Annotated in this window: 12 protein-coding genes; all 12 read left to right on the plus strand. The window is 57.0% G+C overall.

Features of this window, described 5'->3' with window-relative positions; all coding sequences use genetic code 11:
* The first annotated feature begins 225 nt into the window (after positions 1-225).
* On the plus strand, positions 226-1,170 hold the full coding sequence (locus V7665_RS11200) for a DUF808 domain-containing protein (protein ID WP_335664624.1): 945 nt from the start codon (positions 226-228) through the stop codon (positions 1,168-1,170).
* The gene (mce, locus tag V7665_RS11205) at positions 1,167-1,601 is read left to right on the plus strand and encodes a methylmalonyl-CoA epimerase (protein WP_335664625.1); all 435 of its coding nucleotides are present in this window, start codon (positions 1,167-1,169) and stop codon (positions 1,599-1,601) included. The genes V7665_RS11200 and mce overlap by 4 nt, the downstream gene beginning before the upstream one ends.
* 88 nt (positions 1,602-1,689) lie before the next feature.
* Entirely contained in the window at positions 1,690-2,472 is a 783-nt protein-coding gene (locus tag V7665_RS11210) for an enoyl-CoA hydratase-related protein (RefSeq protein ID WP_335664626.1), read from the plus strand.
* 109 nt (positions 2,473-2,581) lie between these two features.
* Positions 2,582-4,729: a methylmalonyl-CoA mutase gene (scpA, locus tag V7665_RS11215; protein ID WP_335664627.1), complete on the plus strand. Its 2,148-nt coding sequence runs from the start codon at positions 2,582-2,584 to the stop codon at positions 4,727-4,729.
* Between the two features lie 107 nt (positions 4,730-4,836).
* Positions 4,837-5,829, plus strand: a complete 993-nt coding sequence (bioB, locus tag V7665_RS11220) for a biotin synthase BioB (protein WP_335664635.1) — start codon at positions 4,837-4,839, stop codon at positions 5,827-5,829.
* A 118-nt stretch (positions 5,830-5,947) separates the two neighbouring features.
* A complete protein-coding gene (locus tag V7665_RS11225) occupies positions 5,948-7,918 on the plus strand; it encodes an acetyl/propionyl/methylcrotonyl-CoA carboxylase subunit alpha (protein ID WP_335664628.1) in 1,971 nt (656 codons plus the stop codon).
* Positions 7,919-7,945: 27 nt separating this feature from the next.
* On the plus strand, positions 7,946-9,577 hold the full coding sequence (locus V7665_RS11230; protein ID WP_335664629.1) for an MFS transporter: 1,632 nt from the start codon (positions 7,946-7,948) through the stop codon (positions 9,575-9,577).
* A 19-nt stretch (positions 9,578-9,596) separates the two neighbouring features.
* A complete protein-coding gene (alr, locus tag V7665_RS11235; protein ID WP_335664630.1) occupies positions 9,597-10,652 on the plus strand; it encodes an alanine racemase in 1,056 nt (351 codons plus the stop codon).
* 181 nt (positions 10,653-10,833) lie between these two features.
* Positions 10,834-11,451 (plus strand): polyhydroxyalkanoate synthesis repressor PhaR, encoded by a 618-nt coding sequence (gene phaR, locus V7665_RS11240; RefSeq protein ID WP_335664631.1) that lies wholly within the window; start codon positions 10,834-10,836, stop codon positions 11,449-11,451.
* A gap of 48 nt (positions 11,452-11,499) precedes the next feature.
* Positions 11,500-13,035, plus strand: a complete 1,536-nt coding sequence (proS, locus tag V7665_RS11245) for a proline--tRNA ligase (RefSeq protein WP_335664632.1) — start codon at positions 11,500-11,502, stop codon at positions 13,033-13,035.
* Positions 13,035-15,329, plus strand: coding sequence for a ribonuclease R (gene rnr, locus V7665_RS11250; RefSeq protein ID WP_335664633.1), 2,295 nt, complete (start codon positions 13,035-13,037; stop codon positions 15,327-15,329). Before proS ends, rnr begins: the two co-directional genes overlap by 1 nt.
* 70 nt (positions 15,330-15,399) lie before the next feature.
* A partial coding sequence (locus V7665_RS11255) for a peroxiredoxin-like family protein (RefSeq protein WP_335664634.1) occupies positions 15,400-15,892 on the plus strand: 493 nt, incomplete at its 3' end.

A 15,892-nucleotide genomic window follows, 5' to 3' on the forward strand; every position in this document is an offset into this window, starting at 1 on the left:
ATGGAAGCCGCGATATTGCGAGAGAAACAGATCAAGGCGGGATCAAGGAAGAAGAAATTGGCTTTGATTGAAGCATTCAATCCGCAGTGGCGGGACTTGTATGGAGATATTGCGCATGGCTGAGCGCCTCTCCGTCATTGCGAGCGCAGCGACGCAATCCAGTGCTACACGCGCCGCTCTGGATTGCGTCGTCGCATTCGCTCCTCGCAATGACGGTGCCGCCTGATGCCAACAGGTCTGGTAGCCCTTCTCGACGATGTCGCAGCTATTGCGAAAGTTGCCGCCGCATCGGTTGATGATATCGGTGTCGCCGCATCGCGTGCCGGGACCAAATCCGCCGGCGTGGTGATTGACGACGCGGCGGTAACGCCGACCTATGTGACCGGCTTTGATCCCTCGCGCGAATTGCCGATGATCTGGAAAATCACCAAGGGATCGTTCAGGAATAAACTGGTCTTTTTGCTACCGGCAGCGGTCCTTTTAGGGCAATTTGCAACATTTTTGATACCGATCATCCTTATTTTTGGCGGTTTTTTCCTCTGTTACGAAGCCGCCGAAAAAGTGCTGGAATGGTGTCATGTTGACGAGTCCACGAAACATGACCAGCCAGCCATCATCGAAGGACCGGGTCGCGAAGACGAAATGGTTTCCGGCGCGATCCGCACCGACCTGATATTGTCGGGCGAAATAATGGCCATCGCCCTGTCGGAACTGACCGATCAGGTCTGGTGGCAACAGGCGATCATATTGGCGCTGATCGGCATTGTGATTACCATCGCCGTTTACGGCGCGGTCGCATTGATCGTGAAGATGGACGATATCGGCCTGCATCTGGCGAGAGAGCATGAAGGCATCGTGGCGTCTTTCGGTCGCGGGCTTATCCTGTTCATGCCGAAATTGCTGGTAAGTATCTCGGTAATCGGTACGCTGGCGATGGCCTGGGTCGGCGGCGGATTGCTGGTGCACAATATCGCAGCGGTCGGTTGGCATGGCCCCGAGCATCTGATCGACGTGATTTCGCATCCCCTGGTCGGACTGTTCCCCGCCTCGGCAAAGCTGATGGTCGGCGGGATTGCCTTTGCGCTCTTGTCGGGCATATTGGGCGTGGTTGTCGGAGCCGGCATAGCGCCTCTGGTCCATAAATTCATGTCGCACGGAGAAACACAATGAAACTAGGTCGCTTCAATCATATTGGCGTTGTGACGCCATCGATTACCGACAGTATCGCCCATTGGCGCGATGTCATGGGCGCGACATCGATTGGCGAACCCTTTGATCTGCCGGCGCAGGGCGTGAAGGTCTGTTTCGTCGACACACCTGCAGAGGGGCCAACCAACGGCACCCAGATCGAATTGATCGAGCCACTCGGCGAAGACAGCCCTATATTCGGCTTTCTCACCAAGAACCCGCTTGGCGGCCAACATCATGTCTGCTTTGAAGTGCCGGACATTCATGCCGCCAAGGCCGAATTTGAAGCGATGGGCAAGCGAGTGCTTGGTGAACCCCGCATCGGTGCACATGGCACGCTTATCTTTTTTGTGCATCCCAAGGATATGGGCGGGATGCTAACCGAGATCATGGAAACGCCCAAAGGGCATTAAACTTACACTCGTCATCCTGAACTTGTTTCAGGACCCCTAGAGATCCTGAAACAAGTTCAGGATGACGAGCCATTTAAAAGGACCGCACATGCAATTCGAGAACATCAAGCTGGACATCACCGATCAGGTGGCAACGATCAAGCTCAACAAGCCGGAGCGGCTCAACGCCTGCTCGCTTGGCATGGCGGATGATATATTCATCGCGCTCGACAAGCTGGATGACGCACGCGCACTGGTGATTACCGGTGAAGGCCGCGCCTTTTGTGCCGGTGCCGATTTGCAGGCGAAAAATGATAGCGCCTTGTCCGGCGGGCAGGGCAGCTATGCCGCGCTCAACCAGCATTATAACCCGTTGATGCTGAAGCTGGCCAAGCTGAATATTCCGACTATCACGGCGGTCAACGGTCCGGCAGCGGGCGTCGGCTGTTCCATAGCACTGGCAAGCGACTTCGCCATTGCCGGGAAATCAGCCTATTTCCTGCAGGCCTTCGTCAATATCGGCCTTGTGCCGGATGGCGGCGCTTCATGGATGCTGACCCGTCTCGTCGGCAAGGCCCGCGCAACGGAAATGATGTTGCTCGGAGAAAAAATTCCGGGTGAAAAAGCCGCCGACTGGGGCCTGATCTACAAATGCGTCGAAGATGCTGCGCTTATGGACGAAGCAGCCATGCTGGCAAAACGCCTGGCGAGTGGCCCTACCGTCGCTCTGGGCGTGATGCGCCAGAATCTGGCAGCAGCGCTCGAAAGCGATTATGCTTCGGCGCTGGTTCGCGAAGCCGAAGGCCAGCGGATCGCCGGCGACAGCAAGGATGCGCGTGAAGGCGCGCTGTCGTTCCTGCAAAAGCGCAAGTCCGAATTCAAAGGTGAATAAAGACCGTTAGCCTTGAGATTGTCGAACGGCGCCTCTCGTCCGAGCGGCGTGGTTCGACAGGCTCACCACTAACGGCTAATATGTTCGAATATTTATAAACAGGGCAGATATGACCGATAAACCGACGATCAAGGACTGGCAGGAACTGGCTGACAAGGAAGTCAAAGGCCGCGACCTGACCTGGCAAACCCCGGAAGGCATTGCCGTCAAGCCGCTGTATACAGCGGAAGACGCCAGCGGAAAAGGGATTGATCCGGGATTGCCCGGCTTTGGTCCGTTCACCCGTGGCGTCAAGGCGAGCATGTATGCCGGACGGCCCTGGACGATCCGCCAATATGCCGGTTTCTCGACCGCCGAGGAGTCCAACGCCTTTTATCGTCGCAATCTGGCGGCGGGGCAAAAGGGGCTGTCAGTCGCTTTCGATCTCGCCACCCATCGTGGTTATGACAGCGACCATCCGCGTGTCGTCGGCGATGTCGGCAAGGCCGGCGTGGCGATCGACAGCGTCGAGGATATGAAGATCCTGTTCGACCAGATTCCGCTCGACGAAATGTCGGTGTCGATGACAATGAACGGCGCGGTCATTCCGTGTCTCGCTTTCTATATCATCGCGGCAGAAGAGCAGGGGGTTTCACAGGAGAAGCTCTCCGGCACGATCCAGAATGATATTCTCAAAGAGTTCATGGTCCGCAACACCTATATTTATCCGCCCGCGCCCAGCATGCGGATCATTTCCGACATTATCGGTTACACGTCCGAACATATGCCGAAGTTCAACAGCATTTCGATTTCGGGCTATCATATGCACGAGGCCGGCGCGACGGCGGTGCAGGAATTGGCCTTCACCATTGCCGATGGCCGCGAATATGCCAAACAGGCCATGGCAACCGGCCTGGATATTGATGCATTTGCAGGACGTTTGAGCTTCTTCTTCGGAATTGGTATGAACTTTTTCATGGAGATCGCCAAACTCCGCGCTGCGCGGACATTATGGTACCGGGTGATGGACGAACTGGGAGCGAATGAAGAGCGTTCCAAAATGCTGCGGACCCATTGCCAGACTTCGGGTGTCTCGCTGACCGAGCAGGATCCTTACAATAATGTGATCCGCACCACGATCGAGGCGATGGCCGCGACCCTGGGCGGGACCCAGTCGCTGCACACCAATGCGCTCGATGAAGCGATCGCCCTGCCGACCGATTTTTCTGCCCGCATTGCCCGCAACACCCAGATCGTGTTGCAGGAAGAGGCGGGCATTACCAAGGTCGTCGATCCGCTCGGCGGCAGCTATTATGTCGAGGCGCTGACCGATGAACTGGTCGAGAAAGCCTGGGAGATTATCGAAAAGGTCGATGCCGAAGGCGGCATGGCCAAGGCGGTTGCCGATGGCTGGCCCAAGGCGATGATCGAGGAAGCGGCTGCGGGCCGCCAGGCAGCGGTGGATAAAGGCGACGCGGTGATCGTCGGCGTCAACAAATATCGCCGCGAAGCTGAAGACCCGATGGAAACGCTCGATATCGACAATGCCAAGGTCCGGCAGGGCCAGATTGCCCGGCTCGAAAAAATGCGGGCGGAACGCGACGAAGCGGCCTGTCAGGCAGCGCTCAAGGCGCTGACCGCAGGTGCAAGATCCGATGGCAATGTGTTGGCGCTGGCGGTTGATGCCGCGCGCAAGCGGGCTTCGCTCGGTGAAATATCCGATGCGATGGAAGCAGTTTTCGGCCGCTACGAAACACGCCCGACGCCGGTCAAAGGAATCTATGGCGCGGCCTATGAAGGTGATGCCCGCTATGCGATGGTCGTCGAAGGCGTTGACGCCGTGTCGCAGCGCCTGGGCCGCAAGCCGAAAATTCTGGTCGCCAAAATGGGCCAGGATGGCCATGATCGCGGTGCCAATGTAGTGTCGAGCGCCTTTACCGACATGGGCTTTGACGTGATTTCGGGCCCCTTGTTCCAGACGCCCGGCGAAACCCGCGATCTGGCTTTGGCGGAAAATGTCGATGCGGTTGGTGCGTCCAGTCTTGCGGCCGGCCACAAGACTTTGATCCCCGAACTGATCAACCTGCTGAAAGAGTCCGGACGCGGTGATATCAAGATTTTCGCCGGCGGGGTTATCCCGGCCAAGGATTATGAATTTCTGCGCAAGAGCGGGGTCGTCGGAATCTATGGACCGGGCAGCAATATTGTGGAATGTGCTGCCGATATTTTGAGACTGCTGGGGCATAATATGCCTCCGGAAGAGGAAGCTGCGGAATGAGTCTAGAGGAAACAAGTAGTGCACCTGCGCAGGCAGGTGCCCATCTCCCGCCATCGCGTCCGGACGAGCAGGTCCGAGATGGGTCCCTGCCTTCGCAGGGACACGAAGTGCGCAACGACTGGACCCGCGAGGAAATAGCGGCTCTGTTCGACCTGCCGTTCGACGATCTCGTCTTTCAGGCCGCCACTGTCCACCGCGAACATCACACACCGGGTCAGGTGCAGCTCTCGACCCTGCTGTCGATCAAGACCGGCGGCTGCCCGGAAGATTGCGGCTATTGCAACCAGTCCGCTGGCGCAAAATCCGGTCTCAAGGCGGAAAAGCTGCTCGATGTCCGCACGGTGCTGCAGACGGCGGCGCAGGCGAAAGATCGCGGTTCCTCGCGCTTCTGCATGGGTGCGGCCTGGCGCAATCCCAAGGATCGCGACATGCCGGCGATTATCGAGATGGTGCAGGGCGTCCGGCAGATGGGCATGGAAACCTGCATGACTCTCGGCATGCTGACCAAGGAACAGTCCGAAATGCTGTCCGAGGCCGGCCTCGATTATTACAACCATAATATCGACACCTCGCCCGAACATTATGAGAAGGTGATCACCACAAGGACCTTCGGCGACCGGCTCGAAACGCTGGAGAATGTCCGCAATAGCGGCATCAACGTCTGTTCCGGCGGGATCGTCGGCATGGGCGAGACCCGCGCAGACCGGGTTGGCTTTGTCCATGCGCTGGCGACCTTGCCGCGGCATCCGGAGAGCGTTCCGGTGAATGCGCTGGTCCCGGTCAAGGGCACGGTGCTTGGCGATATGCTGGCCGATACACCACTGGCGAAGATCGACGATATCGAATTTGTCCGGACGATCGCGGTGGCCAGAATCACCATGCCGGCATCGATGGTCCGCCTGTCCGCAGGCCGCGAAAGCATGAGCGAAAGCACGCAGGCTTTGTGTTTCCTCGCTGGTGCCAACAGCATATTCACCGGCGACAAATTGCTGACCACCGGCAATGCCGGCGATGATGCGGATGAGACATTGTTCGCAAAACTGGGCCTGGTTCCGATGGAAGCAGAGCAGCGAGATTGTGCTTTGGAGGCCGCTGAGTGAAATTATTTTTTCGTCATGCTGAACTTGATTCAGCATCCACCTATCAACACTCACCGTCTGTGCTTGTGGCACGATGGACCCTGAAACGAGTTCAGGGTGACGACTTTCTGGAGTTATAATGTTCAAAAAAATCCTGATCGCCAACCGCGGCGAAATCGCCTGCCGGGTTATCCGCACCGCCCAGAAAATGGGGATCAAGACGGTCGCCGTCTATTCTGACGCAGACGCGCGCTCGCCGCATGTCAAAATGGCGGATGAAGCTGTGCATATCGGCCCGTCGCCTGCCGGGGAATCCTATCTGGTTGCCGACAAGATTATCGCAGCCTGCAAGGAAACCGGCGCGGAAGCGGTGCATCCGGGCTACGGTTTTCTGTCCGAGCGGACCAGTTTTGCCCAGCAACTGGCTGACAATGACATCGCCTTTATCGGCCCGCCAATCAACGCGATCGCAGCGATGGGCGACAAGATCGAGTCGAAGAAACTGGCCGAGAAGGCAGGGGTCAGCGTTGTCCCCGGCCATATTGGCGAGATTGACGATACCGAACATGCGGTGAAAATCGCTGGCGAAATCGGCTATCCGGTGATGATGAAGGCCAGCGCCGGAGGCGGCGGCAAGGGCATGCGGCTGGCGTGGAACGAGAAAGACGTCCGCGAAGGCTTTGAAGCGACCAAGCGCGAAGGCCTGGCCAGCTTTGGCGATGACCGCGTGTTTATCGAGAAATTCATCGAACAGCCGCGCCATATCGAAATCCAGGTACTCGGCGACAAGCATGGCAATGTGATTTATCTGGGCGAACGCGAATGTTCGATCCAGCGGCGCCACCAGAAGGTCGTAGAGGAAGCGCCATCGCCTTTCGTCGATCCCGAAATGCGCAAGAAAATGGGCGAGCAGGCGGTCGCACTATCGCAGGCCGTCGGCTATTATAGCGCCGGTACGGTCGAGCTGATCGTCGGCGCCGACAAGAGCTTCTATTTCCTCGAAATGAACACGCGTCTGCAGGTCGAGCATCCGGTCACCGAATATATCACCGGTCTCGATCTGGTCGAACAGATGATCCGCGTCGCTTATGGCGAGAAACTGCCGCTGACCCAGGACGAGGTCACGCTGACCGGCTGGGCGATCGAAAGCCGCGTCTATGCCGAAGATCCCTATCGTGGCTTCCTGCCGTCGACCGGTCGTCTGGTCAAATATCGCCCGCCGGAAGCGGAAGACGGCATTCGTGTTGACGATGGTGTTGCCGAAGGCGGCGAGGTCTCGATCTTCTACGATCCGATGATCGCCAAGCTGATCACCTATGGAGACACCCGCCTCGAGGCGATTGACCGTCAGATCGATGCGCTCAACCGTTTTGAACTGGTCGGTCCCGGCCATAATATCGATTTCCTCTCGGCGCTGATGCAGCATGAGCGGTTCCGTGGCGGTAATATCACGACAAACTTCATTGCCGAGGAATATCCCGACGGCTTCCAGGGCGCACCCGCATCCGACGAACTGCTCCGCAATCTCGCCGCCATTGGCGCCTTTGCCGCGACTGCCCATGCCGACCGCGCCCGCCGCGTCGACAACCAGCTCGGCAAGCGGCTCGACCCGCCGTCTGCATGGCAGGTCAAGATCGGCGACAAGGTCATGGACGTCTCGATTTCCGAAGAAGAAATCATCGTTGATGGCCAGGATGTCGATCTGTCGATGGAATATACGCCGGGCGACAGCCTGATCCTCGCTGAAGTGGCTGGAAAACCGCTGTCGGTGAAAATCGCCAAGACCGCCAGCGGCTTCGCGCTCAACAGCCATGGCGCGACCCACAAGGCGCGCATCCTGCCGGCCCATGTCGCGCAGCATGCCGTGCATATGATCGAGAAGATTCCACCCGATCTGTCGAAATATCTGCTTTGCCCGATGCCTGGCCTGTTGGTCGCCCTGCACGTCGAGGTCGGCGACACTGTCATCGAAGGCCAGCCTTTGGCCGTTGTCGAAGCGATGAAAATGGAAAATATTCTCCGTGCCGAGAAAAATGGCGTGGTGAAATCGGTCGAAGCCGCGCAGGGAGATAGTCTTGCTGTCGATGCCGTGATACTCGAGCTGGAATAATAAAAATAGCCTTGGGGAGGGCAAAGTATGGCCAGTGAAGCCGCTATCGCCGGACAACGTGAGCCGACGGTGAAAGAAATCCGTCTGGTCATCGCGGCATCATCCGCTGGCACCATTTTCGAATGGTATGATTTTTTCATCTACGCCACGCTTGCCGGTTTTGTCGGCATCGCCTTTTTCCCGTCCGAGAACACCACCCTGCAAACGCTTTTGGTTTGGGCCGGATTGGCTGTCGGCTTCGGCTTCCGGCCATTGGGCGCGATCCTGTTCGGCTATCTGGGTGACAGGCTGGGCCGAAAATATACGTTCCTTGTGACGGTCACGCTGATGGGCATCGCCACCGCCGGTATCGGCTTGATACCATCGGCTGAATCCATTGGCATAGCCGCTCCAATAATCGTCATTTCCTTCCGGATTTTGCAGGGGCTAGCTCTGGGCGGGGAATATGGCGGCGCAGCGATCTATGTTTCCGAACATTCACCCCCGGAAAAACGCGGCTATTATACCAGTTTCATTCAGGCCAGCGTGGTCGGCGGCTTTGTCCTCAGCATCGCGGTGGTCCTGTCCTGCCGCTATCTGATTCCCGCCGAGGAGTTTGCCGCCTGGGGCTGGAGAGTGCCGTTTCTCTTGTCGCTGATATTGCTGGCAATCTCGCTCTGGATGCGGCTGAAGCTTTCCGAAAGCCCGGTATTCCAGGCCATGAAAGCGGCAGGGACCACTGCCAAAAACCCGTTTGTCGAGAGCCTGACCTATCCCGGCAACCCGAAGCGCATTTTTGTCGCGATGTTTGGTATTACCGCCGGCCTGACGACGATTTGGTACACCGCCTTCTTCTCCAGCCTTTCCTTTCTGAAAGGGCCGATGAGGGTTGATGATACGACCGCTGAGATATTGATTGGTGTCGCCGGTTTCCTGTCGATGGGCTTCTATCTCATAGTCGGAAAATGGTCAGATCGGGTCGGCCGGAAAAAGCCGATTATCTGGGGCAATATCGTCATCCTGATCACCCTGTTTCCGGCATTCTGGATGCTGGGCAATCTGGCCAATCCAGCGCTGTCCCAGGCACAGGAAGCGGCACCGGTCTTGGTCTCCGGTCCCGATTGCATATATGACCCGTTCGCGGATCAGCAAACAACGCAATGTGGGCGGCTGATCGAGGATCTGACGGCAAGTGGCATTGCCTATGATCTGACGGATGCACCGGTTCTGGCTCTGACCGCTGGTGCAAAAGATTTGTCGATTGCCAACTATGGTTGGGAGAACCCGGGGCTGGAACGGCGCGAACAGCTTCAGGCGCTGCTGACAACGGCAGGCTATGATTTTTCCGAACAATATCCGACGGTCTTGACGATGATCGGGGTGGTCGCGATATTGCTTTTCCTCGGACTGCTCTCAGCGATGAATTATGGTTCTGTCGCCGCGTTGCTGGCAGAGATGTTTCCGGCCAAGATTCGCTATAGTTCGATGTCGATACCCTATCATATCGGAGCAGGATATTTCGGCGGCTTCCTGCCGCTGATCGCGGGATATATTATCGCCAGAACCGGCGATGCCTATTCAGGTCTCTGGTATACGTGGATATTTGTTTTCATCGCGCTGGTCGTCGGTTGGTGGGGCATTCCCGATGACCCTGAAGCGGCTCTCGACGAAGACCGATAAAGGCACTATCGCTCGGTCGATGAGTGACGCAAAACCGATTATACCGCCGACTGCGACGATAAAGCTCGATTCTGACGCGCTGGTGGCAAACTGGCGTGCTCTCGACCGGCTGTCGGGGAAAGCCAAGGCGGGGGCTGCGGTCAAAGCCAATGCTTATGGTCTTGGCGTACGCGATGTCGTGCAAAGGCTGATGGCAGCAGGCTGCACGGATTTTTTCGTCGCCAATTGGCAGGAAGCGCAGGAAATTGAAGACCTGACTGCCGGTACAGCCCAAGTGTCCGTGCTCAACGGCGTGCGCGAAGCAGACATGCCCTTTGCTCTTCGGTCTCCGGCAAAACCTGTGCTCAACAGTCTGGAGCAAGTGCAGCGCTGGAAATCTTCCGGCAAGACTTGCGACATCATGATCAACAGCGGGATGAACCGGCTCGGCATCAATGTGGAAGATCTCGACGCCATTGCTTCCGCCAAAATGCCGGTTGATATCGTCATGAGCCATCTTGCCTCCGCCGATGAAGATGTTCCGCAGAACGCAGCACAACTCGAACAGTTTAAAGCCGGGCTCGAAATTGTGCCGGGCAAGCGGACAAGCCTGGCCAATAGCGCGGGCATAGCGCTGGGCAGTGAATATCATTTCGATCTGACGCGCCCGGGCTTGTCGCTTTATGGCGGTATTCAACGCCCTGCTTTGGAAGAGGTCATCAGCCAGGTGGCGATCCCGCAGGCGGAAATTATCCAGGTTCGCTCGCTTCGTGCGGGTGACAAGCTCGGCTATAACGCACAATATATTGCAGATGAGTCCCACAAGATTGGTATATTGGCGATGGGCTATGCCGACGGATATTTGCGGGGATTTTCGAACAGCGGCATATTCATGCATGGGGGCATCGTGCTTCCCGTGCTGGGCCGCGTCTCGATGGACCTGATCGCCATCGATCTTGCGGCAGCCCCCTATCTTGAAGAAGGGGCCTGGGTGGAATGCGAATATGATCTGGAAGTTGCATCAGCGCAATCGGGCCTTTCGCAATATGAGCTGATCACCGGCCTCGGCAATCGACTGGCGCGAGAGTGGACATAGCGTCGCAAAGAATCGGCCCCGGCAACGCAGTTGCACAAGATGAAAATGCTGCGCAAAAATGCTGCATAACAAGAGAAGTTGCGGCGATGCACAAATAGGTTTAGTGCTGGTGCAATATGTAAATATTTGACGGTTAGAACGTCTAGAGCAACGATAAGATTCTAACCCATCGGGAGCTGATATGGCCAAGACCAAGCATAATAAACCGGGCGATCCGATCACTATAAAAAAATACGCCAATCGCCGTCTCTACAATACCCAGACGTCCAGCTATATCACGCTCGACTTTCTCGCCGAGATGACCCGCAATGATCAGGATTTTGTCGTCGTCGATGCCAAGACCGGTGAAGATATAACCCACAATGTGCTGACCCAGATCATCGTCGACGAGGAAAGCAGCGGCAAGCAGATGCTGCCGGTCAAATTCCTACGCCAGCTGATCTCGATGTATGGCAACAGCATGCAGTCGTTGATGCCTTCCTATCTGGAAGCGTCGATGGACAATTTCCGCAAGAACCAGAAACAGTTTCAGGAAGCGGTTGAAGGCGCGCTCAACAAAAATCCGTTGGGCCAGATGGCGGTCAAGAACCAGAAGCAGTTTCAGGAAGCGGTCGAAAACGCCCTGAAGGCCAGCCCGCTGGCAGGCGTGTTCGAAAAGGCATTGAGCCTCGGCCAGAATGACAGCGCCGAACCCGACGATGCACCGGAAGAGACCCAGTCGGAAAAAGACGCCGAGATCATGGCGTTGAAAAAGCAGCTGGCCGATATCCAGTCCAAGATTGACAAACTCGATAGCTGATCACCGGAACATGAATTACCGGAACACTATCATCCGCAGGAAAACCAAGTGAAGAAAAATGCTCTTTCGATCAGCCGCGAACAAGATTTTGCGGCTTGGTATCAACAAGTAGTCGCGGAAGCCGACCTCGCCGAAGAATCCGGCGTGCGCGGTTGCATGATCATGCGTCCCTGGGGCTATGGCATCTGGGAACGGGTGCAATATCTAATGGACCAGCGGATCAAGGCGACCGGCCATGAAAATTGCTATTTTCCGCTATTCATTCCACTCAGCTATTTCGCCAAGGAAGCCGAGCATGTCGAGGGCTTTGCCAAGGAAATGGCGGTTGTCACCCATCATCGGCTGATGAAGGGCGAAGATGGCGGACTGGTTGTTGATCCCGATGCAAAATTGGAAGAACCGCTTGTGGTTCGGCCAACATCAGAAACCGTGATCGGCACCGCCTTTGCCCGCTGGGTGCAAAGCTGGCGCGATCTTCCGGTGATGATCAACCAGTGGGCGAATGTCGTGCGCTGGGAAATGCGCACCAGAATGTTCCTGCGGACCAGTGAATTTCTCTGGCAGGAAGGGCACACTGCCCATGCATCCAAAGCCGAGGCGATGGAAGAAACGCTGAAAATCCTGGAGATGTACCGCGAGTTTTCGGAAAACGTGCTGGCAATGCCGGTTGTCGCCGGAGAGAAGCCGGAGAATGAACGTTTTCCTGGTGCCGATGCGACCTATTCGATCGAAGCGATGATGCAGGACGGCAAGGCTCTGCAAGCGGGAACCAGCCACTTTCTCGGTCAGACCTTCAGCAAGGCACAGAATATCCGCTTTCAGGACAAGGATGGCGAATTCCAGTTCGCCTATACCACCAGTTGGGGCACTTCGACCCGTCTGATCGGCGGCGTCATCATGACCCACGGCGATGATGATGGCATGCGCGTGCCGCCGCTGATTGCACCCTATCAGGTGGTGATCGTGCCGATGCTGCGCGACAAGCCGGAAGATGAACAGGTGCTGGATTATTGCAAGGCTCTGGCGAAGGAAATCGCCGGACTGAGGGCTTTTGACGAAGCGGTTCGGGTGAAAGTCGATGTCAGCGGCGCCAAAACCCAGACCAAGCGCTGGTCGTGGGTCAAGAAAGGCGCGCCGATCATTCTCGAAATCGGTCCGCGGGACATGGCCGAGGACAAGGTCGCGATGCTCCGTCGGGACGCGCTCTATCAGGACAGTGGAAAACTGGACACGAAATTTCTCGCCAAGGCCGAATTCATACCCGAAATCCCGGCTTTGCTGGCGGATATCCAGACCAGGTTGCACGCCGAAGCCAGCGAGCGCCTCCGGTCCAATATCACGCGCGGTATCGAGCATTGGTCGGACGTCGAGCGTTTCTACAAAGAGAATAAGAAATATCCGGGATGGCTGGAAGTGCAATGGTGCAAGGCGACTGGAGAAGATCTGGAAGCCATTGAAGAGCGGCTCAAAAAACTGAAGCTGACCATCCGCAATGTTCCGGTGGATGCTGCGCCGGCGGACGGCCAGTGCATTTTTTCCGGCAAGCCAGCGGTCGAACGCATAATCATAGGTAAAGCTTATTAATGGCAGGTCCCAAAAAATCTCCCAAACCGAAACAGGTTCCCTCTCGCCAGCAGATACTGGATTTTGTCGAGCAATCGGAGCGGCCTGCAGGAAGGCGGGAGATATCAAAAGCCTTTGGATTGCGGGGGCCGGACAAGATCGCGCTCAAGGCTTTGCTCAAGGACATGACCAAAGAAGGGTTGCTCGCTGGCGAATTGGGGCGGGCCTTGCATAAGGTGGGCGGCCTGCCGAAGGTAACCGTGCTCAAGATTGTCGAGATTGACGGCAATGAGGCCATTGGCATTCCCGAACGCTGGGAAGACGAAAACGCGCCCGCTCCAAAGATCAGGATCAAGGAAAAAGGGCGACGGGCCGCACTGGCAATCGGTGATCGCATTCTCGCGCGCACCGAAGAACGCGGGCAGGGCCATATCGCCTATCTGATGAAGAAACTGGCCCAGAGCAACGAAATGCTGCTGGGTATCGTCGAGAAAGACGAACGCGACCGTTACTGGCTGAAACCGGTCGATCGCAAGATCCGTCGCAGCACGCCGATTATAGAATTGGGCGAGGCAAAGCCGGGCAATCTGGTGCTGGCCGAACCGCTCAAACGCGGCGCCGAGGTCAAGGCGCGGGTTAAGGAAATATTGGGCGATCCGTTCGCCGCCAAATCTTTCAGCCTGATCGCCATTCACAAATTTGAAATCCCGCTGCATTTTCCCGATGCGGTCACGGAAGAAGCCGAACAGGCGACCAAGCTCAAGATTTCCAAAGAAGAACGCGAAGATTTGCGCCATCTTCCGATTGTCGCCATCGACCCGGCTGACGCCCGCGACCATGATGATGCAATCTGGGCCGCGCCGGATGACAGTCCGGATAATAAGGGCGGTTTCAAGGCGCTGATCGCGATCGCCGATGTCTCCTTTTATGTCCGTTCGGGCAGCAAGCTCGACCGGGAAGCCTATAAGCGCGGCAATAGCGTCTATTTCCCTGACCGGGTTGTGCCGATGTTGCCGGAAGCCTTGTCCACCGATGTCTGCTCGCTAAAGCAGGGCGTCGATCGGGCAGCTCTGGTCTGTCACGTCACGATCGATGCAAAGGGGCAGGTCATTGCCTCGCGCTTCACCCGGGCGATTGTCAAACTGGCCGGCAATATTGCCTATGAAGACGCCCAGGCGGCGATGGACGGGAAACTGGATCATCCACTGAAGAGCAGCGCGCTCGAACCTTTGTGGGCCTGCTGGAAGCTGCTTGCCAAGGCGCGCGACGAACGCGAGCCGCTCAATCTTGATCTGCCCGAAAAGCGGGTGGTGCTCGACGATCAGGGCAAGATTGTCGAGATTGCGATCCGCGAACGGCTCGACGCGCATCGGGTGGTCGAGGATTATATGATCGTCGCCAATGTTGCAGCCGCGCGGATGCTGGAATCGAAAAAATCTCCGGTCATCTATCGCATCCACGAAACACCGTCCCGCGAAAAACTGATCGCACTGAAAGACTATCTCAAGACCTTCGACATGGCCTTTGCCATGGGTCAGGTGATCAAGCCCGCCGTGTTCAACCGTCTGATCGAGCAGGTCGACGACGAATTGCTGCTGCCGCTGGTCATGGAACAGATATTGCGCAGCCAGACCCAGGCTTATTATGGCCATACCAATATGGGCCATTTCGGCCTGTCGCTCGGCAGCTACGCCCATTTCACCAGCCCGATCCGGCGCTATGCCGATCTGGTCGTCCACCGCGCCCTGGTCAGCGCCTGCAAGCTCGAACAGCCGGCGCCAGCAAATAGCAATATTCCGGAATATTCGGGACTGAGCAAAGAAGAAGCGGGCCGCCTCGAACTGATCTCGGAAAAAATCTCCAAGCTCGAGCGCCGCGCGATGAAGGCGGAATGGGAAACCATCGACCGCTATATTTCGGCCCATCTGGCAAACCGGGTCGGCGAGGTCGTCAAATGCCGGATCACCGGTGTCCAGAATTTCGGCTTCTTTGCCACCGTCGAGGAACTGGGCGGCGATGGTCTGGTCCCGGTGCGCACCCTGGGAGCCGAACGGTTCGACTATGACGAGTCGAAACAGCAGCTGACCGGCATGGACAGCGGTACCACCTATAATATCGGCCAGAAAATCGAATTGCGTCTGGTCGAGGCCAATGCCGCCACCGGCAGCCTGTTGTTCGAACTGGCCGAAGGCGCCAATCATATGCCATCCCGCCCCGCTCCGCATCGCGCTGGCAAGGGCAAACCGCATCGCAAGGGCAAGACCGGTCGTCCCGCCAATGTCCGGGGCAATATGGGCAAAGCCCGGAAAAAGTAATTCTTCATTGTAACGAGACGGTCGCTGGGCTTGAATAGGGGGTGATCCGACCAAAAAGGAATCCGCCCCCATGTCCAGACTTCTGCCCGCCAAAGCCGTCCCTGATTTCACCCTGCCGATGACCGATGGTGGCAAGTTTCAGCTGAGCCAGCGGCTCGGCGACAATTTTACCCTGCTGCTATTTTACCGCGGTGCGCATTGTCCGATCTGCAAGATGCAGCTGCACGACCTGCAGCGCCGTCTGGGAGATTTCGCCAAGCGCAGCATCAGGGTTGTCGCGATCAGCATGGATGACCAGCATCGGGCCCAGAAATCGGCGGAAGAATGGGGCATTGATCGACTGATGATCGGCTATGGCCTCGGCGAAAGTCTCGCTCGCGAACTGGGTCTCTATATCTCGTCGGGCCGTCCCGGCAGCGCCGAACCGCCAGTATTCTCCGAACCAGCGCTGTTGCTCGTCAAGCCCGACCGGACGCTCTATTTCGCCAGCGTCCAGAGCATGCCGTTCACCCGGCCTCCGCTTGACCAGCTGCTGCAGGGCATCGATTATGCAATCGAGTCCG

The organism is Parasphingorhabdus sp., assembly GCF_036964675.1.
GTDB lineage: Bacteria > Pseudomonadota > Alphaproteobacteria > Sphingomonadales > Sphingomonadaceae > Parasphingorhabdus.

Excerpts from the sequence above, each read along its gene's own strand:
- V7665_RS11225 (WP_335664628.1), top strand. The coding sequence starts at position 5,948 with ATGTTCAAAAAAATCCTGATCGCCAACCGCGGCGAAATCGCCTGCCGG.
- V7665_RS11210 (WP_335664626.1), top strand. The coding sequence starts at position 1,690 with ATGCAATTCGAGAACATCAAGCTGGACATCACCGATCAGGTGGCAACG.
- V7665_RS11230 (WP_335664629.1), top strand. The coding sequence starts at position 7,946 with ATGGCCAGTGAAGCCGCTATCGCCGGACAACGTGAGCCGACGGTGAAA.
- V7665_RS11200 (WP_335664624.1), top strand. The coding sequence starts at position 226 with ATGCCAACAGGTCTGGTAGCCCTTCTCGACGATGTCGCAGCTATTGCG.
- phaR (WP_335664631.1), top strand. The coding sequence starts at position 10,834 with ATGGCCAAGACCAAGCATAATAAACCGGGCGATCCGATCACTATAAAA.
- mce (WP_335664625.1), top strand. The coding sequence starts at position 1,167 with ATGAAACTAGGTCGCTTCAATCATATTGGCGTTGTGACGCCATCGATT.
- alr (WP_335664630.1), top strand. The coding sequence starts at position 9,597 with ATGAGTGACGCAAAACCGATTATACCGCCGACTGCGACGATAAAGCTC.
- scpA (WP_335664627.1), top strand. The coding sequence starts at position 2,582 with ATGACCGATAAACCGACGATCAAGGACTGGCAGGAACTGGCTGACAAG.
- rnr (WP_335664633.1), top strand. The coding sequence starts at position 13,035 with ATGGCAGGTCCCAAAAAATCTCCCAAACCGAAACAGGTTCCCTCTCGC.